General features: G+C 72.4%; 22 protein-coding genes. 3 read left to right on the forward strand and 19 right to left on the reverse strand.

Annotation, left to right across the window (positions count from 1 at the left end; genetic code table 11):
* Positions 1–14: 14 nt before the first annotated feature.
* From hemC to HUO13_RS34995, 5 genes are all read right to left on the reverse strand, one after another.
* A complete protein-coding gene (hemC, locus tag HUO13_RS34975) occupies positions 15–962 on the reverse strand; it encodes a hydroxymethylbilane synthase (protein WP_211899118.1) in 948 nt (315 codons plus the stop codon).
* Complete coding sequence (locus tag HUO13_RS34980) at positions 959–2,365, reverse strand: glutamyl-tRNA reductase (RefSeq protein WP_211899119.1); 1,407 nt, start codon at positions 2,363–2,365, stop codon at positions 959–961. The genes hemC and HUO13_RS34980 overlap by 4 nt, the downstream gene beginning before the upstream one ends.
* Positions 2,362–3,246, reverse strand: coding sequence for a redox-sensing transcriptional repressor Rex (locus HUO13_RS34985; RefSeq protein ID WP_211899120.1), 885 nt, complete (start codon positions 3,244–3,246; stop codon positions 2,362–2,364). Before HUO13_RS34985 ends, HUO13_RS34980 begins: the two co-directional genes overlap by 4 nt.
* Positions 3,247–3,946: 700 nt before the next feature.
* Positions 3,947–4,198, reverse strand: a complete 252-nt coding sequence (locus tag HUO13_RS34990) for a glutaredoxin family protein (RefSeq protein ID WP_211899121.1) — start codon at positions 4,196–4,198, stop codon at positions 3,947–3,949.
* A 72-nt stretch (positions 4,199–4,270) separates the two neighbouring features.
* Positions 4,271–5,803 (reverse strand): AMP-binding protein, encoded by a 1,533-nt coding sequence (locus HUO13_RS34995; protein ID WP_211899122.1) that lies wholly within the window; start codon positions 5,801–5,803, stop codon positions 4,271–4,273.
* Positions 5,804–6,321: 518 nt separating this feature from the next.
* Here HUO13_RS34995 and HUO13_RS37955 point away from each other — a divergent pair.
* Both HUO13_RS37955 and HUO13_RS35005 read left to right on the forward strand, forming a co-directional pair.
* The gene (locus HUO13_RS37955; protein ID WP_432757871.1) at positions 6,322–6,981 is read left to right on the forward strand and encodes a sigma-70 family RNA polymerase sigma factor; all 660 of its coding nucleotides are present in this window, start codon (positions 6,322–6,324) and stop codon (positions 6,979–6,981) included.
* A 219-nt stretch (positions 6,982–7,200) separates the two neighbouring features.
* Positions 7,201–8,064 (forward strand): HAD family hydrolase, encoded by an 864-nt coding sequence (locus tag HUO13_RS35005; protein ID WP_211899124.1) that lies wholly within the window; start codon positions 7,201–7,203, stop codon positions 8,062–8,064.
* 286 nt (positions 8,065–8,350) lie between these two features.
* Here the strand turns inward: HUO13_RS35005 and HUO13_RS35010 are convergent, their stop codons facing one another.
* From HUO13_RS35010 to proC, 7 genes are all read right to left on the reverse strand, one after another.
* Positions 8,351–8,941 carry a hypothetical protein gene (locus HUO13_RS35010; RefSeq protein WP_211899125.1) on the reverse strand — a complete coding sequence of 197 codons (591 nt, stop codon included), beginning with the start codon at positions 8,939–8,941 and terminating at the stop codon, positions 8,351–8,353.
* A 32-nt stretch (positions 8,942–8,973) separates the two neighbouring features.
* Positions 8,974–11,460: an ATP-dependent Clp protease ATP-binding subunit gene (locus HUO13_RS35015; protein ID WP_249124300.1), complete on the reverse strand. Its 2,487-nt coding sequence runs from the start codon at positions 11,458–11,460 to the stop codon at positions 8,974–8,976.
* A 405-nt stretch (positions 11,461–11,865) separates the two neighbouring features.
* Positions 11,866–12,984 carry a lysophospholipid acyltransferase family protein gene (locus HUO13_RS35020; protein WP_211899126.1) on the reverse strand — a complete coding sequence of 373 codons (1,119 nt, stop codon included), beginning with the start codon at positions 12,982–12,984 and terminating at the stop codon, positions 11,866–11,868.
* A 26-nt stretch (positions 12,985–13,010) separates the two neighbouring features.
* Positions 13,011–14,042 carry an NAD-dependent epimerase/dehydratase family protein gene (locus tag HUO13_RS35025; protein ID WP_211899127.1) on the reverse strand — a complete coding sequence of 344 codons (1,032 nt, stop codon included), beginning with the start codon at positions 14,040–14,042 and terminating at the stop codon, positions 13,011–13,013.
* A 294-nt stretch (positions 14,043–14,336) separates the two neighbouring features.
* Positions 14,337–14,438, reverse strand: a complete 102-nt coding sequence (locus HUO13_RS35030) for a 30S ribosomal protein bS22 (protein WP_003402602.1) — start codon at positions 14,436–14,438, stop codon at positions 14,337–14,339.
* Between the two features lie 179 nt (positions 14,439–14,617).
* Entirely contained in the window at positions 14,618–14,842 is a 225-nt protein-coding gene (locus HUO13_RS35035; RefSeq protein ID WP_009943973.1) for a helix-turn-helix domain-containing protein, read from the reverse strand.
* A 361-nt stretch (positions 14,843–15,203) separates the two neighbouring features.
* Positions 15,204–16,016: a pyrroline-5-carboxylate reductase gene (gene proC / locus HUO13_RS35040; RefSeq protein WP_211899128.1), complete on the reverse strand. Its 813-nt coding sequence runs from the start codon at positions 16,014–16,016 to the stop codon at positions 15,204–15,206.
* A 130-nt stretch (positions 16,017–16,146) separates the two neighbouring features.
* Here proC and HUO13_RS35045 point away from each other — a divergent pair, with 130 nt between their 5' ends.
* On the forward strand, positions 16,147–17,766 hold the full coding sequence (locus HUO13_RS35045; RefSeq protein WP_211903374.1) for a long-chain fatty acid--CoA ligase: 1,620 nt from the start codon (positions 16,147–16,149) through the stop codon (positions 17,764–17,766).
* Between the two features lie 84 nt (positions 17,767–17,850).
* On the opposite strand, the gene HUO13_RS35050 is transcribed toward HUO13_RS35045, so the two are convergent.
* The 7 genes from HUO13_RS35050 to HUO13_RS35080 all read right to left on the reverse strand — a co-directional run bounded on the left by HUO13_RS35050 (position 17,851) and on the right by HUO13_RS35080 (position 25,567).
* Complete coding sequence (locus HUO13_RS35050) at positions 17,851–18,642, reverse strand: thioesterase family protein (protein ID WP_211899129.1); 792 nt, start codon at positions 18,640–18,642, stop codon at positions 17,851–17,853.
* 143 nt (positions 18,643–18,785) lie between these two features.
* A complete protein-coding gene (locus HUO13_RS35055; protein ID WP_211899130.1) occupies positions 18,786–19,649 on the reverse strand; it encodes a sugar phosphate isomerase/epimerase family protein in 864 nt (287 codons plus the stop codon).
* 52 nt (positions 19,650–19,701) lie between these two features.
* On the reverse strand, positions 19,702–21,036 hold the full coding sequence (locus HUO13_RS35060; RefSeq protein WP_211899131.1) for a hypothetical protein: 1,335 nt from the start codon (positions 21,034–21,036) through the stop codon (positions 19,702–19,704).
* Positions 21,033–22,076: a Ppx/GppA phosphatase family protein gene (locus HUO13_RS35065; protein WP_211899132.1), complete on the reverse strand. Its 1,044-nt coding sequence runs from the start codon at positions 22,074–22,076 to the stop codon at positions 21,033–21,035. The genes HUO13_RS35060 and HUO13_RS35065 overlap by 4 nt, the downstream gene beginning before the upstream one ends.
* A gap of 577 nt (positions 22,077–22,653) precedes the next feature.
* Positions 22,654–23,334, reverse strand: coding sequence for a response regulator transcription factor (locus HUO13_RS35070; RefSeq protein WP_009943965.1), 681 nt, complete (start codon positions 23,332–23,334; stop codon positions 22,654–22,656).
* A complete protein-coding gene (locus HUO13_RS35075) occupies positions 23,331–24,548 on the reverse strand; it encodes a sensor histidine kinase (RefSeq protein ID WP_432757803.1) in 1,218 nt (405 codons plus the stop codon). Before HUO13_RS35075 ends, HUO13_RS35070 begins: the two co-directional genes overlap by 4 nt.
* Before the next feature lie 278 nt (positions 24,549–24,826).
* Positions 24,827–25,567 carry a phosphoglyceromutase gene (locus HUO13_RS35080; RefSeq protein WP_211899133.1) on the reverse strand — a complete coding sequence of 247 codons (741 nt, stop codon included), beginning with the start codon at positions 25,565–25,567 and terminating at the stop codon, positions 24,827–24,829.
* Positions 25,568–25,636 lie beyond the last annotated feature (69 nt).

The following is a 25,636-nucleotide window of genomic DNA, read 5'->3' on the forward strand; positions in this document are numbered from 1 at the left end:
GCACTCCCCATCAACTACTGCCCAGGGCCGCTGAGCAGGGCGGCCCTGGCATCGAGCAGCTGGGCGGCCAGTTCACGGCCCAGCTGCTCAGCGGCGGTCGTCTCACCAGTGACGGAGGCACGCAGCAGGTCGACACGCCCGGAAGCGTCGTCGACAGCCACCACCCCGCGCACGAACAGCCGCTGCGCCACGCGGCCGTCTGCGTCGAGGTCCTCCACCACTTCGGCCAGCGCGCCGACAGGCGCACTACAGCCCGCTTCGAGCGCGGCCAGCATGGCGCGCTCGGCGGCCACCGCGACGCGGCTGGCCTGATCGTCCAAAACGGACTGCAGCAGGTGCTCGGTGTCCACGTCGTCGACGCGGCATTCCACTGCCAGCGCGCCCTGAGCGGGCGCGGGCAGCATCTGCAGTGGATCGAGCGTTTCCGTGATCCCGGCGAGCCGGCCCACTCGGGCCAGGCCGGCGCGGGCGAGCACGACGGCGTCCAGCTCGCCGTCGGTCACCTTGCGCATCCGGGTGTCCACGTTGCCGCGGATGTCGCGCACCTCCAGCCCGAGGCCGAGGGCCTTGAGCTGGCCTGCGCGACGCGGCGAACCGGTGCCCACGACGGAGCCCGGGGGTAGTTCACCGAGCGTCAGACCGTCCCGGGCCACCAGCGCGTCCCGGGGGTCCTCGCGAACCGGAACGGCGGCAAGCGAGAGCCGCGGGTCCGGTGCGGTCGGCAAGTCCTTGTAGGAGTGCACCGCGACGTCGACCTCACCGTCGGCGAGGGCTTCGCGCAGCGCGGAGGTGAACACGCCCACCCCGATCTCGGCGATCGGCGCCATGGACAGGTCCCCCGGCGTGCTCACGGTCACCAGCTCCGTGCGGTAGCCGGCGTTCTCCAGCGCCTCGGCCACCCAGGAGGTCTGCGCCATCGCCAGCGCGCTGCCCCGGGTACCGATGCGGAGGGTCTTGTTCAACGGTCATCACCGTCCTGTGCGGGCAGATCGCGCAGCTCGTCGCGGGCGCCCGGGGCGCCGGCCCGGCGGGCCTCGGCCACCGATGCCGAGCCGCGCGCGCGGCCGTCGTCAGCCTGCACGGTGCCGAGCACCGCGGCGGTCTGCGGATCGAGTTCGAAGAGTTCGCGGAGTGCGTCGGCGTAGCCGGAGCCACCGGGCGTCGACGCGAGTTGCTTGACCCGGACGGTCGGCGCGTGCAGGAGCTTGTCCACCACGCGGCGGACGGTGCGCGCCAGCTCGTCCCGGACGTCGCCTTCCAGCGCGGGCAGCTTGGAGTCCAGCCGCAGCAGCTCGGCGTCCACCACCTCGGCGGCACGCTTGCGCAGCGCGGTCACCGTCGGGGTCACCTCGGCCGAGCGCTGCGCCGCGAGGTAGCCGCGCACCTCCTCGGCGACGATCGCGGCGGCCCGCTCGGACTCGTTGCCGCCCTGCTGCTCGGAAAGCCTGCGCTGCAGCGTCGTCAGGTCGACCACGGTCACACCGGGCAGCTCGGCCACCTCGGGCGCGGTGTCGCGGGGCAGGCCGAGGTCGCAGAACACCAGCGGACCGCGGTCGCCGGTCTCGACGTGCTCGGTGGTCACCACCGCGCCGACGGCGCCGGTGCAGGTGACGACGAGGTCGGCCCACGAGATCGCCGACCGCAGCCCGTCGAGGCCCACCGCACTGGCGGTCACGCCGTCGGTGCGCAGCGACTCGGCGAGCCGCTCGCCGTTCACGGCGGTCCGGTTGGCGATCACGACCTCGCCGATGCCCGCGCGGCGCAGCTGCGCGGCGGCGAGCCCGCCCATCGATCCGGCGCCGACCAGCAGCGCACGGCGGCCGTCCAGGCCGCCGAGCTCGGTCTCGGCGTCGGCAAGCGCCTCCGACACCACCGAGGCGCCCTCGGAGTCGATGCCGGTCTCGGCGTGCACGCGCTTGCCGACCCGCAGCGCCTGCTGCGCCAGCTCGTGCAGGGTCTTGCCGACCGTGCCCGCCTCGTCGGCCACGCCGTAGGACTGGCGGATCTGGCCGAGGATCTGGGCCTCGCCGACGACCATCGAGTCCAGCCCGGCGGCGACCGAGAACAGGTGCTCGACGGCGGCGCCCGCGTAGAAGACGTACATGTGGTCGGTCAGCTCGGCCACGTCGGAACCGGAGTGGCGGGCCAGCACCGAGGTCACGTCCTCGAGGCCGCCGTGGAACGTCTCGGCGACCGCGTAGACCTCGACCCGGTTGCAGGTCGACACCACGAAGGCTTCGCAGATGTGGTCGCGCTGGAGCAGCTCGTGCAGGACCTTGCCGAGCTCGTCGGCACCGATCGCGACTCGCTCCAGGACCCGCACCGGCGCGCTGTGGTGCGAAAGCCCGACGGTGAGCAGGTTCACGGCCGAACCACCATCCCGTTCATCGGGTCGATCTCGTTGCCCACCGCACGGCCGGAGGGCGCGCCGTCCGGTGCCGCGCCGTCCGGGGACGGGGCACCGATGCCGGCACCGTCGACCGCGGCCGCTTCCTGCTGCCTGCGGGCGACGTGGAAGGAAAGAATCTGCATCTCCACCGCCAGGTCCACCTTGCGCACCTCGACCTCCTCGGGGACCTGGAGGACGACGGGCGCGAAATTCAGGATGCACGCAACGCCTCCGGCGACCAAACGGTCGCAGACCTCCTGCGCCCCCTGCACCGGAGTGGCGATCACGCCTATCGTCACCTCGCGCTCGGAGCACACCTCGACGATGTCGTCGATGTGGCTGACCGGGATGCCTCCGACCGGGACGCCCACCAGATCGGGGTCGAGATCGAAGAGCGCGGAGACCGGGAAACCCCGGCTCGGGAAGCCGCCGTAGTTGGCCAGGGCGTGACCAAGATTACCGATCCCGACCACCGCGACGCTGTGCTTGCGGGTCAGTCCGAGCGTGCGCTCGATCTGGCCGACGAGCACCGAGACCTCGTAGCCGACGCCCCGGGTGCCGTAGGAGCCGATGTAGGACAGGTCCTTGCGGAGCTTGGCCGAGTTGACCCCGGCCGCGGCGGCCAGCTCCTCGCTGGACACCGTGCTGACGCCCTGCTCGCCCAGACCCGACAACGCGCGCAGGTACACCGCGAGCCGCGCCACCGCCGCCTCCGGGATGGCCCGGGCCCGCTCCCGCGCCGCGGGCACCTCGATCGCCGCCTCCGGCGGCCGGTTCGACGACTGGCCGGGCCGCGACGGACCGTCGGCCGCGGCCTGTCCGTCGCCGTCCTGCACGCCCTCTCCGTGGGCCGTCACTGGCTCTCCCTCGCCCTGGTGCTGCGTTCCGCCCGCCGCCCGGTTCCCCGGTGGGCGCGCGTTCGGTCACCCGTGTTCCGGCGCGGTGGAGGCGGAACACGCGCGGCCGTGCCGGAGCCCGGCGATTCGCCCACCGGATTCCGCTGCCGATCCCACGCCGCCCACTCGGCGTAACGGCCACGACCGAGCGCCACCCTTTCGGGTGTCACTCGACTTGCCGTCGCGCGGATCCGGCGACACGACCCCTTACACCGTAGCTACTTGTGAACACATGCACAAAGTCGATGCCGGGGAAGGTAGCCAGACCCACAGCCTGGCGCCCACATCATCGCCGATCGCCCCCCGACGTGCCAAAACGTCTGGTGAGAGGGCTGCGGCGAACGTCACTCGCGCCCCGGGGCATCCGTCGAGGAGCGCCGGGCGGGCCGCCCGGTCCCGCCGTGGCGGCCCGTGACGGCGGCGCGTTCGCCAGTGACGGCGGCGACGCCGCGGCGTGTCGGAGGAGGCGTGTCGCGGGACGGCTGGGCTGATTTCGCGGTGCGCTGACGAGACGACTTCGCGAAGCGGCTCGGCGCAGCAGCAGCGGAGTCCCAGTTGGGCGACCCACGTACCCACGTGGGGAGCGCCTTGGGCGGAGCCCCGGCTCGGGACTGGCCCCTGCACTCAGGCCCGCACCCCCAGGCAGAGAGTGACGTTCGGCTCAGCGCGCGAGCGCGGCGCGGAACCGGTCTTCCTCGACCTTCCAGAAGCCGTGCTCGACGTCGTCGATCAGGATGACCGGCACCCGGTCGCCGTACTCGGCGCGCAGCTCCGGGTCGGTGTCGACGTCCTCGGCGTGCCAGCCGACGCCGAGCTCACCGCAGATCCGCTCCACGTCGGCGACGGCCTGGTGGCAGGCGTGGCAGTCCTCCCGGACCATCACGGTGACGGTGTGAGCGGCGGTGCCGGTCATGTTCGCTGCGCCTCCACGAACTCGGGGTCGCCCCCCATTCTCGCCGCCCGGCCCGGCCGGCGTTCTCCGGGCTCAGCCGCGGAGCACCCGCCGCGCGACCTTGCCGGTCGGGGAATGCGGCAGCGACTCGGCGAACTCGACCACGGCCGGGACCTTGAACTTCGCCACCCTGGCCGCGCAGTGCTCGCGCACGTCCGCCGCCGACAGCCCCGCGCCGTCGGCCTGCACGACCACCGCCTTGACCGCCTCGCCGGTGCCGCCGTCGGGCACGCCGACCACGGCGGCCTCCACCACCCCGTCGAGTTCCAGCAGCACGTGCTCCACCTCGTGCGGGTAGACGTTGAAGCCGTTGACGATGATCAGGTCGCTGGCCCGGTCGACCAGGTGCAGGTCGCCGTCGGCGTCCAGGTAGCCGACATCGCCGGTGCGGAACCAGCCGTCGGCGTCGGGACCGTGCTCGCCGTCGGGCCAGTACCCGCTGAACAGGTTCGGCCCGCGCACCGAGACCCGGCCGGTGTCGCCGTCGTCGTCCTCGGCCAGCGGCATTCCGTCGGAGTCGACCAGCCGCAGCTCCACGCCGGGCAGCGGCCTGCCGACCGAGCCGGGCTTGGCGTGCCCGCCCGCGAGTGTCGTGGTGACCACCGGGCCGGTCTCGGTGAGGCCGTAGCCCTCGAACACGTCGAGTCCGGTCGCCGCGCGCACGGCGGCGGCGACCTCGGGCCCGAGCGGGGCGGCGCCGGAGGTCAGCAGGCGCACCGTGGCCATGCCCTCGCGCAGCCGGTCGGACGGGAGCCCGAGCCACGCCACGTACATCGGCGGGACACCGACGACGGTCGTGACGCGCAGCCGGGCGATCGCGTCGAGCGCCTCCTCGGCGTCGAAGCGCGGCAGCAGCACGGCGGTCGCACCGACCGAGGCGACCTGCAGCAGCCCGGGGCCGAGGCCGTAGACGTGGAACAGCGGCAGCGCGAGCAGCACCCGGTCGGCGGCGTTGACCGGCATCGGGCGCAGCCGGCCGCACTGGCGGGCGTTGGCCAGCAGCGCGCGGTGGGAGAGCATCGCCGCGCGCGGCGGGCCGGAAGTCCCCGAGGTGTAGGACAGCACCGCGAGGTCGTCCCCACCGGTCCGTACGGGCACCGGATCCGGCTTGGCACTGAGTGCCAAATCGGGTGGCGGCAGGATTCGCGCCTCTGCCCCGTCCACGGCGTCCTGGTCGGCGATCAGCACCTCGGCGCCGCTGTCGGCGATGATCCGCGCCAGCTCGGGACCGGGCGAGGGGGTCGGCAGCGGGACCACCACACCGCCCGCGCGCAGCACCGCGAACAGGGCCACGCAGAACGCGGCGCCGGTCGGCAGGCGGATCGCCACCCGGTCGCCGGGCGCGACCCCCGCGGCGAGCAGCCTGCGCGCCTCGCCGTCGACCGCGGCGTCCAGCTCGGACCAGGTCAGTCGGCGCGCGGTCGGACCGTCGACGAGAGCGGGGTGCTGGGGCCCGCGGCGGGCGGCTGCCGCCACCAGGTCCGCGATGTTGCCGTCCTCCAGCCGGCTCGCCGGCTCCCGGCCGGGATCGTCGCCGTTCACGCTCGGGGACGTCTCCGCCGACATGGCGACCTCCTCGCATCCGCGCCGAACTCGTCGGCCGCAGTCTTGCACGAGTGGCCGAAATCACCCAGCAAATCGCCTGGATCGTGCGTAACGAATGGCCCTCGGTGCCAAATTCACCTGCCTCTCGGCCTACCTACTTATGAGTAGCAACCCGTATGCTGCTCCTCCAACCGCCCAACATCGACAGCAAGCCGGCCACACGGCCGCAACCGGCGACGCCTCTCGGTGCTCCACACCGAGACCGGACCGAAACGCCCCCAAGGCAGGAGGTCGGTCGAGAAATGAGCAGCACGGACACGCTCGAACCCCCGGTCACCCAGATCGCGGCCCGGCACGCCACCCGGGTCCGGCCTGCGCGGCGCACCGCGCCCGAGACACCGTCGCCGGAGCCGGCGGAGACCACCGGCCATGTCACGGCGCCCGGGGCGGTCGCGGCACCCGCCGCGACCGCGCGAACCCCGGTGCCCAGCGCGGTCGAGCCCAGACCGGCCGCCGGGACGGCAGCGGCGGCCGGCACGCTGCCCCGGACCGCGACACCAGGTCAGGTGCCAGGTACACCGACCGAGGCGAACGGGACAGGAGCGGAAGCCGCGCCCGGGACGTTTGCCGATCCCGAGGGGCCCGGCGAGAACTGGGCCTACGTCGACGCCGCGCAGAAAGGCGACAGCGACGCGTTCGGCAAGCTCTACGACCAGTACTCCCAGGTCGTCTACCGCTACGTGCTGTTCAGGGTCAGCGACCACTGCCTGGCCGAGGACATCACCAGCGAGACCTTCCTGCGCGCGCTGCGCCGGATCGCCTCGGTCAGCTACCAGGGCCGGGACGTCGCGGCCTGGTTCATCACCATCGCCAAGAACCTGATCTTCGACCACATCAAGTCCGGCCGGAACCGCCTGGAGGTGCCCACCGCAGACCTGGCCGAGACTCCGTCGCAACGCAGGCCGTACCAGGTCGGGCCGGAGCACCACGTGCTCAGCGAGGTGACCAACCGCGAGCTGCTGCGCAGCGTCTGCCGTCTCAACACCGACCAGCGCGAATGCATCCGGCTGCGGTTCTTCCAGGGCCTGTCGGTCACCGAGACGGCGGCCCGGATGAACCGCAACGAGGGTGCGATCAAGGCGCTCCAGCACCGCGCGATCCGGCGCCTCGCCCAGCTCCTGCCCGACGACGTGCGCTGAGCGGCGGGCGAGTTACCACAGCCACGGCAACCCGGTTGAACACAGGCTTTAAGCTAGGGCCCTGCTGTTCGGGCCTGCCGAGCCCGGATCCCAGCCCTGGGCTACCAGGACGACACGAACACCGGAGGAACCCCGGGAGGCGCGGCGGTGCCGACACGTCAGGGCTCAGCCGATGGCGCGAGCCACGACGGCGAGCAGGATCTTCACGTTCCCGATCCGATGGACAGCGCCAAGGTCGCCGGTCGTGCGTCTGCCGAGGCCGCCGTCGCCGCGGCCGGGCTGCCGGACGGCTCGCTGGCCGCGCCGCCGGACCTCACCGCGGCGGCGTTCTTCGACGTCGACAACACGATGATGATGGGCGCCTCGCTGTTCCACTTCGCCAGGGGGATGGCCGCCCGCAAGTTCCTGACCGCCTCCGACCTGGCCGGGTTCGCCTGGCAGCAGCTCAAGTTCCGCATCGGCGGCCGGGAGAACCCGCAGGACGTCAAGGCCAGCAGGGAGCACGCGCTGTCGTTCGTGCGCGGTCGTGCGGTGCAGGAGCTGGTCGAGCTCAGCGAGGAGATCTACGACGAGCTGATGGCCGACCGGATCTGGGCGGGCACCCGGGCGCTGGCGCAGATGCACCTCGACGCCGGGCAGCGGGTGTGGCTGGTCACCGCGACGCCGGTGCAGCTCGCGCAGATCATCGCCCGCAGGCTCGGGCTCACCGGCGCGCTGGGCACGGTCGCCGAGAGCGAGGACGGCGTGTTCACCGGCCGGCTCGTCGGGGAGATGCTGCACGGCAGGGCGAAGGCGCACGCGGTGCGTGCGCTGGCGGCGAGCGAGGGCCTGGACCTGCGGCGCTGCACGGCCTATTCGGACTCCTCCAACGACGTCCCGATGCTGTCGGCGGTCGGCACCGCGGTCGCGGTCAACCCCGACCAGCGGTTGCGGGACATCGCGCGCACCCGGGGGTGGGAGATCCGCGACTTCCGCACCGGCCGCAAGGCGGCCAAGATCGGGCTCAACTCGATCGCCGGGGCCAGCGCGGTCGCCGGGGCGATCGCGGCCGGGCTCGCCTACCGGCGCCGCGACCGCTCCTGACACCTGCCGCGTCGGCGGCGTGCCGCCCGGAGCCGGCCCGCTCAGGTGGCTCAGCAGCCGCGCGGCAAGCCGCGGGCTGAACAGGGTGTCGTCCGCCGTCGCCTCCCGCATCGATGTCCACAGTGGACAGATGGGCGAGGTGGGGCATCTGCAGAGGGCAGCCGAACGGGAGCACCGAACTTCGGCGCGTTCGCTGAATCATGTAGCGGCGGGCAGTCCGGGCCGCGAACGTCCTCGCCTACCTGCCATCGCAGTGACAGGTGCAATCCCGCCCGAGGTCCCGCGGTCACAGGTAGTCGCGCCAGAACGGGACCGTGGCCCGCGGCCGCCAGTCGTCTCCGCGCGGAGGTGGCGGGACCTCGAACTCCCGGCGCACGTAGTCGGCGAGGTCGGTGCCGTAGTAGATGCAGTCCGCGCCGTACAGGGACAGGACGGGATGGCCGTAGAAGCCGCGCCCCGCCGGCAAGTAGCGGTGGGCGTAAACGGGCACGATGGCCGGCGCCCGCGCCACGTGCACCTTCGCCACCTCGACCGCTTCCTCCGGCGTGTCCGGACGCGGCCCCCAGCTCTGCCGCCAGTGCCCGTGCCGGACGTCGAACAGCAGGAGGTCGGCGGCTCTGCCGATCTGCGCGCGTAGTTGCCCGGGGTCGCCGTTCCGCCAGTCAGGCCAGGAGCCGGGCCGCTCCCGCCCCGGCCCGCCCACCGGCAGCCCCACCGCGAGGAAGGCGCGGTGGTCGGTGGCGAACTCGAAGCCGTGGCGGGCCTCGACTCGGTCGATCTCGGCGTCGGTCAACCCCGGCTCGATCTCGCAGCGGCCGAGCTCGGCGAGCCGGCGCGCCGCCTCCTCGCCGATGCGGGTGCCTTCGTCGTCGGTCACCCGGCCAGATTGCCAGCCGTCGCAAGGGCCCGTCAGCCGTCCCGGCTCGGCCTGGCCAGCGTGCAGACCAGCTCGCCGTCCTCCTCCACCGCCACGATCGTGTCGCCCGGTTCGACGTCGCCCTTGAGCAGCAGGTGCGAGATGCGGTTGTCCAGCTCCGCCTGGATGGTGCGGCGCAGCGGGCGGGCGCCGAACTCCGGGTGGTGGCCCCGGTCGACCAGCCACCGCTTCGCACCGTCGGTGACCTCCAGGTCGACCTCCTGCGCGCGGAGCAGCCGCCTGCTGCGGTCCAGCAGCAGGGCGACGATGCCCGTCAGGTGCTCCCGGGCGAGCCCGTGGAAGATGATGATCTCGTCGACCCGGTTCAGGAACTCGGGCTGGAAGCGGCTGTGCAGGTCCTGCATCAGCTCGTCCCGGATGGTCTCCACCGAACCGCGGTGGGCCAGGATGCGCTTCGCGCCGATGTTGCTGGTCATGATCACCACGGTGTTGCGGAAGTCGACGGTGCGGCCCTGCGCGTCGGTCAGCCGCCCGTCGTCGAGGACCTGGAGCAGCGCGTTGAAGACGTCCTGGTGCGCCTTCTCGACCTCGTCGAACAGCAGCACGCTGTAGGGCTGGCGCCGCACCCTCTCGGTGAGCTGCCCGGCCTCCTCGTGACCGACGTAGCCCGGCGGGGCTCCGACGAGCCGTGACACCGCGTGGCGCTCCTGGAACTCGCTCATGTCGAAGCGCACCAACCGGTCCTCGTCGCCGAAGAGCAGCCCCGCCAGCGCCTTCGCCAGCTCGGTCTTGCCGACGCCGGTGGGGCCGAGGAACAGGAAGGACCCGACCGGGCGATCCGGATCACCCATCCCGGCAAGGCTGCGCCGCACCGCCTCTGCGACCGCGGTGACCGCCTCCTCCTGCCCGACGACCCGTTCGTGCAGGGCCTCCTCGAGCTTCAGCAGCCGCTCCTTCTCGCTCTCGGTGAGCTGGGCGACCGGGATGCCGGTCCGCCGCGACAGCACCTCGGCGATGTCGTGGCCGGTGACGTCGCAGACGCCCTCCCGGCGCTCGGAGATCCCGGCCAGCTCGCCCTCGACGACCTCGATGTCGTGCTTGAGCCGGGCCGCGCGTTCATAGCGCTCGCCGCTGACCGCCTGGTCCTTCTCCCTGCGCAGCTTGGCGAGGCGGTCCTGGCGCTCCCGGACGCCGGTGCTGCGGCGCATCGAGCGCAACCGCACGCGAGCACCGGTCTGGTCGACCAGGTCGATGGCCTTGTCCGGCAGGAAGCGGTCGCTGACGTAGCGGTCGGAGAGCACCGCGGCCGCGGTCAGCGCCTCGTCGGTGAAGCGGACCCCGTGGTGCGCCTCGTAGGAGTCGCGCAGGCCCTCCAGGATCTGGACGGTCTCCTCGACCGACGGCTCCGGGATCATGACCGGCTGGAAGCGCCGCTCCAGCGCCCCGTCGGACTCCACGTACCTGCGGTACTCGTCGACCGTGGTCGCGCCGACGACGTGCAGCTCGCCCCTGGCCAGCGCGGGCTTGAGGATGTTGCCCGCGTCCATGCCGCCCTCGCCGCCCCCGGCTCCGACGACGCCGTGCAGCTCGTCGATGAACAGGACCACCCGGCCCTCGGCCTCGCGGACCTCGTCGATGACCTTCTTCAGCCGCTCCTCGAACTCGCCCCGGTACTTCGAACCGGCCACCAGGCCGGTGAGGTCGAGCGCGACCACCCGCTTTCCCGCCAGCGTCTCAGGGACGTCCCCGGCCACGATGCGCTGCGCGATGCCCTCGACGATGGCGGTCTTGCCGACACCCGGCTCACCGATGAGCACCGGGTTGTTCTTGGAGCGGCGAGAGAGGATCTCGATGGTCTGCTCGATCTCCTCACCCCGGCCGACGACGATGTCGAGCCGCCCGGACCGCGCCTGCTCGGTCAGGTCGCGGCCGTGGTCGTCGAGCGTCGGAGTGTCGCTCGGCCCGGCTGTCGCCGGGATGCCCTCCGCGCTCGCGGCGCCGTCCACGCGGTCGCGCAGCTTTTCGGTGTTGATCTCCTGGGCGCGCAGCAGCTTGACGGCGGCGGCGTCCGGGTCGTCGAGCAGCGCTCCGAGGATGTGCTCGGGACCGATGTAGGACACGCCCGCCGCGCGCGAGCGCACGTGCGCCCGGATCAGGGCGCGTTTGGCCGAGGGCGTGAGCCCCGGGCTGGCCGAGGGCTGGCTGCTGGCACCCGGCAGGATCTCGGCGATGCGGTCGGCCAGGTGGTCCGGTTCGGCTCCGGCCCGGATGAGCAGGCCGCGCGCCGGCTCGATCTGGGTGGCCGCCCACAGCAGGTGCTCGGTGTCGAGGTCGGAGCTGCCGTCCTGCTTGGCCCGCTCGGCGGCCGCGGAGATCAGCTGGGTGCCCGCCTCGGTGAGCAGCCTGCCGATCGGCACCCGCTGCACGGCGGGCGGCGAGGCCGTCGGCGCGATGCCGAGGAACCGGTTGAGCAGCTCGGCGAACGGGTCGTGGGAACTGAAGGAGGAGGGAACGCTCATCCTGCACCATCCCGAGCCTGAGTAGGTCCGGTGAGAGGACCGGAGGCGGAAAGCCCGGCCCCGTCCCCCGAACTCGGCCGCGCACGGTCCGGCGGTCTGCCGCCACCGTGCGCTCGCAGGTCGCGGACGGCAAGTGGATGCCGTCGCGGCGGATGAGAGGCACGGTTCGGATCGCCGTTGCGGTGCCGGGGCCTGCCGCAGCAGGTCCCGGACACGGCGTGCGGCACGGTTCGCACGGCCCCCTTCCCCACAGGCCGACCGTGCCGAACAGCACAAATAGACCAAGGGATCACCGCGGCGGCAACTCAGGCGGTGCGGCGCCGATCGCCTTACAATCCGCGCCCGCGACGGCATCCGCGGCAACGCGACGCCGACAGCGGCAACCGCGTCGCGGCCGGCCCGGGATCAGCCCAGGAAGACGTTCCGGCGCTGCGAGAGCAGCCGGTAGAGGGTCTGCTGGATGGTCTCGCGCACCTGGTCGGACAGGCCGAACACCAGCATCGGGTCGTCCGCCGCGCCGTCCGGGTAACCGCCGGTCTCGATCGGCTCGCCGAACTCGATGTACCACTTCGACGGCAGCGGGACCGCCCCGAGCGGCCCGAGGTGCGGGAAGAACGGCGTCACCGGGAAGTACGGCAGCCCGAGCAGCCTGGCCAGCGGCCTGATGTCGGCGAGCTTCGGGTAGATCTCCTCGGCACCCACGATCGAGCAAGGCACGATCGGCGCGCCGGTGCGCAGCGCCGCCGACACGAAACCGCCGCGGCCGAAGCGCTGGAGCTTGTAGCGGTCGCGGAACGGCTTGCCGATGCCCTTGAAGCCCTCCGGCCACACCCCGACCAGCTCGCCGCCGCTGAGCAGCCGCTCGGCGTCGGGGTTGCACGCCAGCGTGTGCCCGGCCTTCCTGGCCATCGCGCCGACGACCGGCAGCCGGAACACCAGGTCGGCGCCGAGCATCCGCAGGTGGCGGCCCGCAGGGTGGTGGTCGCGCAGCGCCAGCGTGGTCATCATCGCGTCCCACGGCAGCGTCCCGGAGTGGTTGGCCACGACCAGCGCGCCGGAGTCGTCGGGAACGTTGTGCAGGCCCGTCGCCTCGACCCGGAACCACTTCTCGTAGAACGGCCGCAGCGGGGGCATGAAGACCTGGTCGGTCAGCTCCTCGTCGAAGCCGAACTCGTCGACCTTGTAGTCGCCGAGCAGCCTGCGCCGGGTGAACGCCAGCGCGTCGGCCAGCACGTCCTCCCAGTCGGCGCCGCCTCCTGCCGTACCGGAGCCCGCGCCGGGGACACCAGCGGAACCGGCCCGCCCTGGTCCGCCCTCCGGCGGTCGGCCATCGACGAGGTCCGGCGCGACGTCGCCCGCCTGCTCGTCGGGTGCCGCGTCCGCAGGGGCCTCGGCCCGCGCGGACGAGCCCTTCGACCGGTCCGAGCCGGCGCGCCCGCCGCCGGCCGGCGCGCGTCGTGCCGCGGCGCCGGACGCGGACCTCCGCTCCGACGCGCGCAGCGGGATCACCCGTGCTTCCGCCATCGCCCCTCCCTCGGGCAGTACTCGCCTCAACGCAGTCGCGCGATCACGTCGCCGATCCCGCGCTCGACCGACCGCACCCGCTCCGGAGCGATCACCGGCCGCAGGTCGCGCCCGCGCACGAAGTCGTCGAACGCCTGCTGGGTCGTCCACCGCGGGGTGAACGCGAACCGCTCGCGCAACCGCGTCGTGTCCACGACGCGGCCGAAGTTCAGATACCGCAACTGCTCGGGGGAGAAGTCCACCAAACGGGTGCTGCGGAAGAAGCGGCTCACCGGCGACAGCGCCATGCTGGGCACCGGCATCGCGATCCGCCCGGCCCGCCGGATCGCCTGCGAGAGCATCAGCACCCCGTCGCCCGCGACGTTGAAGGCCCCTGGGGAATCCTCCATCGTCGCCTGCTCCAGCACGGCCAGCGCGTCCTCGGAGTGCAGCAGTTGCAGCCGCGCGTCGAACCCGAACACGGTCGGCACGACCGGCAGCTCGAAGTAGCGGGTCAGCACCGCGTCGATGCGCGGGCCGATCAGGTTGGTGAAGCGCAGCGTGGTGATGCCGACGTCCGGGCGCCTGCGGCCGAAGCCGCGGACGTAGCCCTCGATCTCGACGGCGTCCTTGGCGTAGCCGGAGGTCGGCAGGTCCTTCGGCTCCATGTCCTCGGTGAACACCGCGGGGTCGCGCGGGCTCGACCCGTACACGGCGCTGGTCGAGCGGACCACGACCTTGCGCACCAGCGGCGACTTCTGGCAGGCCGCCAGCAGCTGCATGGTGCCGATGACGTTCATTTCCTTCATCGTGGCCCGCCCGCCGGGACTCGGATGCGAGTTCACCGAGGCGTGCACGACGGTGTCGACCTTGGCGGTCGCGATCACCTTGGCGATCAGCGGGTTGCGGATGTCGGCGCGCACGAACTCCGTGCGGCCCATCCGGCGGAGCAGCTCGCGGCCGGGCTGGGTGGTGTCGACGCCCAGGACGCGCTCCACGGCCGGATTGGCGGCAAGGCGCGCGGCGAGGTGTCCGCCCAGGAACCGGCTGACCCCCGTGACCAGGACGACGTTGGGCACCTCGCGCCTCCCCGCTCCGCGTCTACGAGGAGCTGCCCGGGCCGACGAGCTCGCCTCCCGGCAGCTCACACACTGCGGCAGTCCTACGACCTGCCGATGCTACCGCCGCAATCCTCCACCAAACGGGTCGGCGAGGTAACGGCGCCGGGTCCACATCGCCACCATCAGGTTTCGCCCGCGACGGCGGGGTCACCCGTTAGGACAGCTCCCGGGCCTGGCCGAACGGGCGGCCCAGAAAAAACCACCGCCGCCGGCCCAGTACGGCCGACGGCGGTTGAGGCAGGTGGCGCAGGCTCACTTGCCCAACTTGCGACGCTGGACGCGGGTCCTGCGGAGAAGCTTGCGGTGCTTCTTCTTGGACATGCGCTTGCGGCGCTTCTTGATGACCGAGCCCATGCGGAATCCTTAGCTGTCGTCGGCGGATCTGATGTCATCACGTGCCGGCGCGGCACCGCGGGAGCAATGGCACCAGGCACGACCGACTGGCCACTTTACCCGCCCACGGGTGAGGGCCCGACGACGCGGGGTACGTCGGCCCATCGGCGCGGGGTGCTCGGCCACTCGCGGTCGCGCGATCAACCCGCGTTGTAGTAGGCGTGCTCCAGGTAGGCGTGCACGTCCTTCTCCGCGACGCGGAAGGAGCGCCCGACACGGGCGGCGGGCAGTTCGCCTGCGTGCACCAGGCGGTACACGGTCATCTTCGACACTCGCATCAGCTTCGCCACCTCGGCGACGGTGAGGAACCGCACCTCGCCGATGCCGGGAGGGGACTGCTGGCTGGGTTCGGAGTTCGCGGACATGCTTCACCGATCCTCCGCACGCGTCGCGTCACCGGCTTCCCCTCCGGCGAGAACTCACGCGCGTGCTCCATCGAGAGTAGCGGGACTGCTGTGCTGCATGCGACGTATCGAACCGCGGACACCGGCTGCTGCCTGGTGCTTCGGCCGGTGGCGCGCATCACCGATGCTCCGCCGTCCGGGCCGCTCGCGCACGGCGAGCCCTTGTCGCGCCGGGGCCGCAGGTGGATTCAGGCCCGGCCGACCGCTCGGGCGGGGCCTGCGCGAGTGCGCTCCAGCCGCTCCGGCCGGGCCGCTGAGGATCAGCCGCTACTCCGGGCCTTCGGGCTCACCTCGCCCGCGAGGTGAGCCCGAAGACAGGCGCTCAGTCCTCGCGGTGGGCGCGGCCCAGCTCCACCGAGCGCTCCTTGGCCGCCTCGATCGCGTCGATCAGCGCAGCCCGGACGCCGTGCTTCTCCAGCTCCCGGATGCCGGCGATGGTGGTGCCCGCCGGGGACGTGACCGCCTCCCGCAGCATCACCGGGTGCCCCTCGTCGGAGCGCAGCATCGCCGCCGCGCCGACCGCGGACTGCACGATCAGGTCGGCGGCCACCGCGCGCGGGATGCCGAGCAGGATCCCGGCGTCGATCATGGCCTCGACCAGGTAGAAGAAGTACGCCGGGCCCGATCCGGAGAGCGCGGTGACCGCGTCCTGCTGGCTCTCGGGCACCCGCACGACCTTGCCGACGCTGCCCAGCAGCTCCTCGACCAGCCGCAGGTGCTCGTCCTCGGCGTGCTCGCCGCCGGAGATCGCGCTCATCGCCTCGCCGACGAGCATCGGCGTGTTCGGCATGACCCGCACGACCCGGGTGCCCTCGGGCAGCCTGCGTTCGAACAGCGCGGTCGGCAGGCCCGCGCACAGCGACACCACCAGCTTGCCCGGCGGCAGGTCGGCGGCCATCTCGTCCAGCAGGGGCTCGATGTCCTGCGGCTTGACCGCGACCACGATGACGTCCGCCCGGCGCACCGCTCCGGCCACGTCGACGTGCTCGACGCCGTACTTCGCGGTCAGCTCCTGCGCCCGCACCGGGTAGCGCTCGGTGAACAGCAGGTCCTCCGGGGACCTCCCGGCGTGCAGCAGCCCCGACATCAGGGACTCACCGATCTTGCCCGCTCCGAGTACCGCGATGGTCGTCATGCCCAGCAGCCTGCCAGAACACGCTGGGTGCACCCTCCGGCCCCTCCCGGACGTTGACAACGATCGTTAGTGTGTCTGCCACCACAAGCCACCCCGCCGCCACACCTGATCGAAGGAGCGGATGACCTCGATGTTCAGCACGATGCAGGATGGCACCCTCACGACCGCCCGGATACTCGCCCAGGGCAGCGGACCGCACGGGACGGCCGAGGTCGTGACCTGGACCGGCGACGGTGCGCGGCGATCGGCCTACGCCGAGGTGGGGCGGAGGGTCGCGCGGCTGGCCGGCGCGCTGCGCGCGCTCGGCGTGACCGGCGACCAGCGGGTCGGCACGTTCATGTGGAACAACACGGAGCACCTGGAGGCCTACTTCGCGGTGCCGTCGATGGGCGCGGTGCTGCACACGCTGAACATCCGGCTCTTCCCCGAGCAGATCGTCTACGTCGCCGACCACGCCGAGGACCGGGTGGTCATCGTCGACTCGACGCTGCTGCCGCTGTTCGCCAAGATCCTCCCCCAGCTCGGCACCGTCCGGCACGTCGTCGTGGCAGGCGGCGGATCGTTGGAGGCTCCCGAGGGCGTCGAGGTGCACGACTACGAGGAGCTGCTGGCGGCGCAGCCGGACGAGTTCGACTGGCCGGAGCTGGACGAGCGCTCGGCGGCGGCGATGTGCTACACGTCCGGCACCACCGGCAACCCGAAGGGCGTGGTGTACTCGCACCGCTCCATCTACCTGCACTCGATGCAGGTGTGCATGACCGACGGGATGGCGCTGTCGCAGGCCGACCGCGCGCTGGCGGTGGTGCCGATGTTCCACGCGATGTCGTGGGGCCTGCCCTACGCCGCGTTCCTGGTCGGGGCGTCGCTGATCATGCCGGACCGCTTCCTCCAGCCGGAGCCGCTGACCCACGTGATCGCCGCGGAGCGGCCGACGTTCGCCGCGGCGGTTCCGACGATCTGGCAAGGGGTGCTGCAACACCTCGAACAGGACCCGCAGGACATGTCGTCGCTGCGCGAGGTCGTCGTCGGCGGCTCGGCCTGCCCGCCGTCGCTGATGCGGGCCTTCCACGACCGCTACGGAATCCCGGTGCTGCACGCCTGGGGAATGACCGAGACCTCGCCGCTGGGCAGCGTCGCCCGGCCCCCGGCGGGGGCGACCGGTGACGAGCTGTGGGCCTACCGCTCCAGCCAGGGGCGCATCCCCGCCGGGGTGGAGGCGCGGCTGGTCGGCGACGACGGCTCGGTGCTGCCGTGGGACGGCGCCAGCGTCGGCGAGCTCCAGGTGCGCGGGCCGTGGATCGCCGGGGCCTACCACCAGGAGGACGACCCCGAGAAGTTCCACGACGGCTGGCTGCGCACCGGAGATGTCGGGCACATCTCCCACGACGGGTTCCTGCGCCTGACCGACCGCGCGAAGGACGTCATCAAGTCCGGTGGCGAGTGGATCTCGTCGGTGGAGCTGGAGAACCACGTGATGTCGCACCCGGCGGTCGCCGAGGCCGTGGTCATCGGCGTGCCGGACGAGAAGTGGGACGAACGGCCGCTGGTCGCCGTGGTGCTCCGGGACGGCCAGCGGGCCACCGCCGAGGAGCTCAGCGAGTTCCTGGCGGGCAGGGTGGCCAAGTGGCAGCTGCCGGAGCACTGGACCTTCGTCGCCGAGACCCCGAAGACCAGCGTCGGCAAGTTCGACAAGAAGCGCCTGCGCCAGCAGCACTCGCAGGGCGAGCTCGACGTGCAGACGCTCGGCTGAGGCACACCGGCCACCTGTTGCCGGTCGCGGACGGCGGGCTGTTGCCCGCCGCCCGCGCGGCGCAACGCTTCTGCCCGCGTGGCCTCAGGCGCTGATCGCGAGCTGGCGGGCCTGGCAGACGACGCGGCCGGTCGAGTCGACGACCGTGGTGTCCTCGTCGAACCAGCGGCCGTGCACGGACCTGCAGTCGACGACCAGGCGCAGCCAGCCGTTGGCCGGCCGGGCCCGCAGCAGGGCCGTCAGCTGCACCGTGGGCGACCAGCCGAAGCGGCCCATGTTGAACGTCACCGGCATCGTCAGGTCACCCGCGACCAGGCTGAACAGCACGTCGGGCTGCGCCCCGCGCGGTTTCGCCCACAGCCGCAGCCTCGGCGGCTGGTCCACGTCGCCGTCCAGGAACCCGGCGCTCGCGCGGTCGAGGCGGACGTCGCAGGTGCGGGCGAGGTTGTAGAACTTCACCGCGTCGGAGGTGGACAGGTCCAGTGCCTCCGCGGGTGGGTTCACGGGCATGTCCGGGACGTCGGACCACGCCGGTTCCTCGACCGGGACCTGGCCGAGGGTGACGGTCGTGTCGACGCAGACCTGCCCCCGCTGCTCCAGCGTGGTGCGGCGGACCGTGACGGTGCGGCCGGTCTTCAGCGTCTCGCTGCGGACCAGGACCGGCCCGGTCTTCGGCGCGCGGAGGAACTGCGCGCTGACGGCGAGCGGGCTCAGGTCGGTGCCCTCGGTGGCCGCCCTGGCGATCATCGCCAGCAGGTAGCCGCCGTGCGGGCGGTCTCCGACTGACCAGTCCGGGTGCAGATCGGCGACGAAACTGCCGTCCCCCAGAGAACGAACAGCGGTGGCCGCGGTGAAGAGGTCGGGCAGGTCGGTCACGCTCGACCCACCGGGTAACCACGCTCGTCGGCGAGCAAAGCGCGGAGTCGATTCATGTTAGCGATTCTACGGACCCTGCTCGTTCTTGATCACTTCGCGGTCACGGGATCGGTTTCGCGCAGGTAGCCCCCGGTCGGCGCCCCTCAGGAGCTCACCGGTTCCAGGTGCAGCCGGGCGAACAGCAGAGCCTCGGCCAGCAGGGCCGCGCGCTGCTTGGCGCTGCGGGCCTTGCGGGTGTTGATCTCCAGCACCACCGAGCCGTCGAAGCCGTCGGCGGCCAGCGCCTCGCACACCTCGGCGCACGGCTGCGTGCCCTGCCCGGGGAGCAGGTGCTCGTCGCGCGGCGCGCCGGTGCCGTCGGCGAGGTGCACGTGGGCCAGGCGGTCCTTCATCCGCTTCAGCAGCTCGATGGCATCGACGTGCGCTGCGGCGGCGTGCGAGAGGTCGAGCGTGTAGCTGTTGTAGCCGACGTCGGTCGGGTCCGGCGACGGCTTGAACGCCGACAGGCCCGACGCCTTGCCGCCGCGCAGCCGCTTCCACGTGTTGGGCGGGCGCACCGGGAACATGTTCTCCACCGCGACCCGGATGCCGCTGGCCTCCTCCAGCTCCGCCACCAGGTCGCTGAAGCGCTCGGCGTAGCGGCGCTGCCAGCGGAACGGCGGGTGCACCACCACGGTCGACGCGCCCAGGTCGCTGGCGGCCACCACCGAGCGCCGCAGCCGCTCCTCCGGCTCCGGCGACCACACCCGCTGCGTGATCAGCAGGCAGGGCGCGTGCACCGCGAGGATGGGCACGCCGTGGCGGTCGGCCAACCGGTGCAGCGCGGCGACGTCCTGGCTGACGGCGTCGGCCCAGACCATCACCTCGACACCGTCGAAACCCAGGTCCGCGGCCATCTCGAAGGCGGCCCGGGCAGGCTGGGGCCACACCGACGCGCTCGAGAGCCCGACCGGTATGTGCGTCTCGTGCGTTTCGTCTGTGCGTTCGGGGACTCGTTCCGATGTCATGTCCTGCCCAGCATGCCCGAGGTCCGGTGTCGTTCCCCAGCCGGTGGCGCGGTCAGTGCGAAAGCAGCAGCAGAGCCGCCGGCGAGACCGTGCACACCAGGCCGACCACGACCGCCAGCAGAATGCTGTTCAGATCGTCTCCGCGCAAGAACTTCTTGGCGATGAACACAAGGCAGCCGGTGACGACCAGCGCCGCCGCGAGCGCCGCGGGCGCGAGCTGCAGCCACAGCCAGTTGAAGGCGAACCAGACGCCGATGCCGCTGACGACGCCGACGCCGCCCTGCAGCACCAGGGTGCCCCACTCCTTGGTCGGCGACCGCTCCTCGTCGTCCTCGGCGTCCTCCTCGTCGGACAGGTAGTCGTCGGAGTCGAGCCCGGCGGGCGCCTCGGGGTCGTAGTCGTCGTAGTCGCGGGCGCGTTCGCGGTCCCTCGGCTCGGCGTAGTCCTGCCCGTAGTCGTAGTCCTGGTCGTCCTGGTACTCCTGCGGGTCTCCGTAGGAGTCGAAGTCGTACGGGTCGTCGTCGCGGTCGGCGTCCGCCTGCTGGGGGTAGGCCATCATCGCCGTGCCTTCTGGCTCGGCGGCCTGCGGCGGGTACGCCATCATGGCGGTGCCCTCCGGCTCGGCGGCCTGCGGCGGGTACGGCATCATGGCCGTGCCGCCTGCGTCGTTGCGGGCCTCGGCCTCGACGCGCGGCAACTGCTCGGTGGCGCCCTCCACCTCCTGCGGCGGCCCCGGCTTGGGCCGCGGCTGCGGGGAGGGGCGACGCGGCAGCGCGGGCTGCTGGATCGTCGCCTCCGGGTCAGCGCCCGGCCCGTCGGCCGGACCCGCGGCCGGCGGCGGCGGAGCGGGCATGGGCGGCGCGGGCTTGTCCCCCGCGCCCGACGCGAAGCGCTGCGCCCAGAAGCTGCCTCCGCCGCTCTTCGGCGGCGGCTCCGGAGCGTCCTGCTTCGGCAGGGGAGGCGCTTCCTGCACCGGCTCCTGCGCAGGCGGAGCGGGCGGCGCGGGAGGTTGCTGCTGCACGGGTGCCGGCTCCTGCGGAGGAGCCGGGGGCGCGGGCGGCGGGACCTGCGTGGCTCCCGCGGTCGGCGGCGGGACCTGGGTGGCTCCCGCGGTCGGCGGCGCCTCCTGCTGCGGCTGGGCCTGCTTGCCCGACCGCTGCGGGCGGTGGCTGGTGCGCTGCGGCGGCTCGGCTTCCGGATCGACGGCGCGGAGCTGGCCGCTGTCCGACATCACCCGTTCGATGATCGCCTGCGGAGCCGTCTCACTGGGATCTTCGGCACGCCTGCGGCGTCGCCGGGTGCTGCGCTGGGAGCCGCCGCCGTACTCGGCGAGCAGCTCCGCGACGGTGCGCTGGCTGGGGTCGTTGGCCCCGCTGTCCCGACTCATCGATTCCACCGTGCCCCGTGCTGAGCCTTCCGTCCAGTTACTCGCTGCGCGTCCTGCTGGGGCCCCGACTGCCCGGACCCGATCGCGGCCCGGGCCTGGATGGCAGTGTGGCCGTTGCCGTTGGTGTGGTCCAGTCGACGCAGGATCACTCCTTCCCGCAACGCCCACGGGCAGATGTCGAGTTCCCGGAGTGACAGCGCCCGCATCGCGGCCTCGGCGACCAGCCCGCCGCTGACCAGCTGGTGAGCGCGGGCGCCGCTGACCCCGTCCAGGGTCGCGAGGTCGGCCGACGACATCCGGGTGATGAAGGACAGGAGCTGGCGCAGGCCGGTGTCGGTCAGCCTGCGCGGCACCCGCGGGCCCGCCGAGGACGGTGCGGCGCCGGTCAGCCGGGCCAGTGACCGGAACGTCTTGGAGCTGGCCACCACCCGGTCGGGCCTGCCGAGCTTGCGGAACCGCTTGGCGGTGCCCGCCAGCTCGTCTTCCAGCCATTCCCGCAGGTCCTCGACCTCCTGCCGGCTCGGCGGGTCGTGCAGCACGGTGCGCGCGAGACGCCCCGCGCCCAGCGGCAACGACACCGCCAGGTCGGGTTGTTCGTCGATGCCCATCGCCATCTCCAGGGAGCCGCCGCCGATGTCGAGCAGCAGCAGGTTGCCGGCCGACCAGCCGTACCAGCGGCGGGCGGCGAGGAAGGTGAAGCGGGCCTCCTCCTCACCGGGCAGCACCTCGAGGTCGACACCGGTCTGGTCCCGGACCATCTCCAGCACCTCGGTGGCGTTGTCGGCGTCGCGGATCGCGGAGGTGGCGAAGGCCATCAGCTCCTCGCACCCGGCCGCGACGGCGGCGTCCTGGGCCCGCGCGACGGTGCGGACGAGCTCGTCGGCGTCCTCGGGACCGAGGTGGCCGTCCTCGCCGATCCGCTCGGCCAGGCGCAGCACGGTCTTGTCCGATGTCATGGGCGTCGGGTGGGCACCACGGTGCGCGTCCACCACGAGCAGGTGGACGGTGTTGGATCCGACGTCGAGCACCCCTAGGCGCATGAGCGACAACGTTACCGGCTGCGACCGCGCGACTGGGCCAGGTGGGGCCCATGACGGATGCTTGTCACAGTCCGTACCTGCTCGTCTGCACCAGGAACACCACTGTTCACCCGGTCGGCGGCAACGCTGCGCGGAAGACGACATGGCGTGGCACGACAGCCCGGCAGACCGGCGGGCGGACCGGCGCCAACGCCCATTCGGGTGTGGCCGACACGCCGACACTCCGTACCAAACCACCCGATCGGCGTAGCGCCACAGGCCCGACGGAAGCAACAAAACAGGCGAAGCGGGCAACCAGGACGAAGGTGATGGCCCCGGAGGGCGCAACGGCCGAGGCGCGGTCGCGGCTCACGCGGACGCGACTGGTCCGCCCGAGGTGGACGCCCCGACCCGAGCGGGGCGGCACGTGGGTCAGACGCCGCGCGGAGCGCCCTCCGGGAGCCGGCCCCCGAACCGGCTTCGTCCCGGGGGCCGCCGCCGGGGCGCGGAGTCCGGGCGCGGCCGTCCGGACATGAGGCGGGACCGGCCCCAGCGCCCTGGAAACCGGTCCCGTGCCCCTGGTCCACGAGCGCGCCCGCTACACCTCGAACTTGTAGCCGAGCCCGCGCACCGTCACCAGGTAGCGGGGTTCGGCGGGGTCGGGTTCGAGCTTCGAGCGCAGCCGCTTGACGTGCACGTCGAGCGTCTTGGTGTCGCCGACGTAGTCCGCGCCCCAGACCCGGTCGATGAGCTGCCCGCGGGTCAGCACCCGGCCCACGTTGCGCAGCAGGTACTCCAGCAGGTCGAACTCCTTGAGCGGGAGGCTGACCTCCTCGCCGGAGACCGTCACCACGTGGCGCTCCACGTCCATGCGCACCGGCCCTGCCTCCAGGACCTGCGGCAGCATGTCCTCGGCCTCACCGCCGCGGCGCAGCACCGCGCGCACCCGCGCGATCAGCTCGCGGGCCGAGTAGGGCTTGGTGACGTAGTCGTCGGCGCCGAGCTCCAGCCCGACCACCTTGTCGATCTCGCTGTCCCGCGCGGTCACCATGATCACCGGCACCGCCGAACGCTGCCGGAGCTGCTTGCAGACGTCGGTCCCGCTCATTCCCGGCAGCATCAGGTCGAGCAGGACGATGTCCGCGCCGTTGCGGTCGAACTCCTCCAACGCCTCTTGACCGGTCGTCGCGACCGCCGCCGTGAAGCCCTCCTTTCGAAGCAGGAAGGCAAGTGGGTCGGCGAAGGACTCCTCGTCCTCCACGATCAGCACCCTGGTCACCGGACTCCTCCCGTTTCGACGGTTTCGACCCCGTCCGCACTCTCGGTCTTCGACCGCACGGGCGCCCGTTCCGGCTCGGGCTTGCCGCCCTCCTCACCGATGGCGTGCCTGGGCACCCGCAGCGTGAAGGTGGAGCCGGTACCGAGCCTGCTCCACAGCTTCACCTCACCGCCGTGGTTGGCGGCGACGTGTTTGACGATGGCCAGCCCGAGGCCGGTACCACCGGTGGCCCGCGACCGCGCCGGGTCGACGCGGAAGAACCGCTCGAACACCCGCTCCTGGTGCTCCGGCGCGATGCCGATGCCGCGGTCGGTGACGGCGATCTCGACGAAGTCGCCGGAGAGCCTGCGGCTGATCGAGACCGGGCTGCCCGGCGGCGAGTAGGACACGGCGTTGTCGACGAGGTTGCTCAGCGCGGTGACCAGCAGCGTGCGGTCGCCGTCGAGCAGCAGAGCGGACGGCTCGTCCACCGCGATCTCTATCCCGGCCGACTCGGCGCCGATGCGGCAACGGCCCAGCGCCTCTTCGACCAGGGCGTCCACCTCGAGGGTGGTGAGCTCGGGCAGCCGCTCGGCGCCCTGCAGCCGCGACAGCGCGATCAGCTCGGAGACCAGCGTGCCCAGCCGGGTCGACTCGTGCAGGATCTTGGTGGAGAAGCGGCGGACCTCGTCCGGGTCGTCGGCCGCGTCGAGCACCGCCTCGGCCAGCAGCGCGAGCGCGCCGACCGGCGTCTTGAGCTCGTGGCTGACGTTGGCGACGAAGTCGCGGCGGGTCGCCTCCAGCCGCACCGCGTCGGACTCGTCACCGGCGTCGATGACGGCGAAGCCGTCGCCGAGGGGGCGGGCGTCGCCGAGGACCGCGGCGGGGCCGCGGCCGCGCAGGACGCGGCCGAGCGGGGAGAGGTCCACCGCGGTGGGTTCGCCGGTGGCGATTGCCTGCTCGGCGGCCTTCCTGGCGCGCGGGTCGGCCTGGTTGTCGCGGATGAGCCCCAGCTCGTCGGCGCGGGGGTTGTGCAGCACCACGTCGCCGAACCTGTTGACCACGACGACCCCGTTGTTGGTCGTGTGCACCAGTCGCTGGAGGAGTTCGGCGACGGTGGGGCCCTTCGGCTGCTTTCGCTCATAACGCCGAGTCGCCCTCGCGGCCAGATAGCCACTCGCCGCGCCCACGAGCAGCACGGCGATGATCAGGGCGGTATAGCCCAATGCGGTCACGCAAGCATCGTAAGCAGGCCGAGGCGGGCGGAGGCCAGTCCACATGGGCGTTCCGTGATACCCATGACACGAATCGGCCAGTTTCTTCACCCCCATTTCACCCTGGGGTCGGGGTCGGTTCACGTCCGTCACGACGAGCGGTTCCGCCGCGTTGGACGCAGAGACACGAACACCACTCGCATCATTCGTCCCGGTGTCACTTGATCCGGGTCGCGCTCTCACAGCGAAGCGCAGTGGACCGGGCGGGGCGCCTGCGCACGGCACCCCGCCCGGCGCGGTCAGCGGCCCTGGTTGGCGACCGCCGCGGCGGCGCTCGCCGCGGCCTCGGGGTCGAGGTAGGTGCCGCCCGGGTTGGTGGGCCTGAGGTCGTCGTCGAGGTCGTAACGCAGCGGGATGCCGGTGGGGATGTTCAGCCCCGCGATGTCGGCGTCGGAGATGCCGTCCAGGTGCTTGACCAGCGCGCGCAGCGAGTTGCCGTGCGCGGCGACCAGCACGGTGCGGCCGGCGCGCAGGTCCGGCGCGATCGCCTCCTCCCAGTACGGCAGCAGCCGGGCGACGACGTCCTTCAGGCACTCGGTGCGCGGCGCGTCGATGCCGGCGTAGCGCGCGTCGCCGTCCTGGCTGAACTCGCTGCCGGGCTCGATCTCCGGCGGCGGCGTGTCGTAGGAGCGGCGCCAGAGCATGAACTGCTCCTCGCCGTACTCCTCCAGGGTCTGCTTCTTGTTCTTGCCCTGCAGCGCGCCGTAGTGGCGCTCGTTGAGGCGCCAGTCGCGGCGGACCGGGATCCAGTGCCGGTCGGCGACGTCGAGGGCGATGTTGGCGGTCGAGATGGCGCGGCGCAGCAGCGAGGTGTGCAGCACCTCGGGCAGCACTCCGCTCTCGCGGAGCAGCTCACCGCCGCGTCCGGCCTCGGCCTGCCCCTTCTCCGAGAGGGGCACGTCCACCCAGCCGGTGAACAGGTTCTCGGCGTTCCATGTGCTCTCACCGTGCCGCAGCAGCACCAGAGTCCCAGCAGTCATGGGCCCAGGCTATAACCAGCGGATACGGCTCCGGGCGACCCGTGACCACGCCCACCGGGGCCGGACGCC

This window comes from Saccharopolyspora erythraea, from assembly GCF_018141105.1.
Taxonomy (GTDB): Bacteria; Actinomycetota; Actinomycetes; order Mycobacteriales; family Pseudonocardiaceae; genus Saccharopolyspora_D; species Saccharopolyspora_D erythraea_A.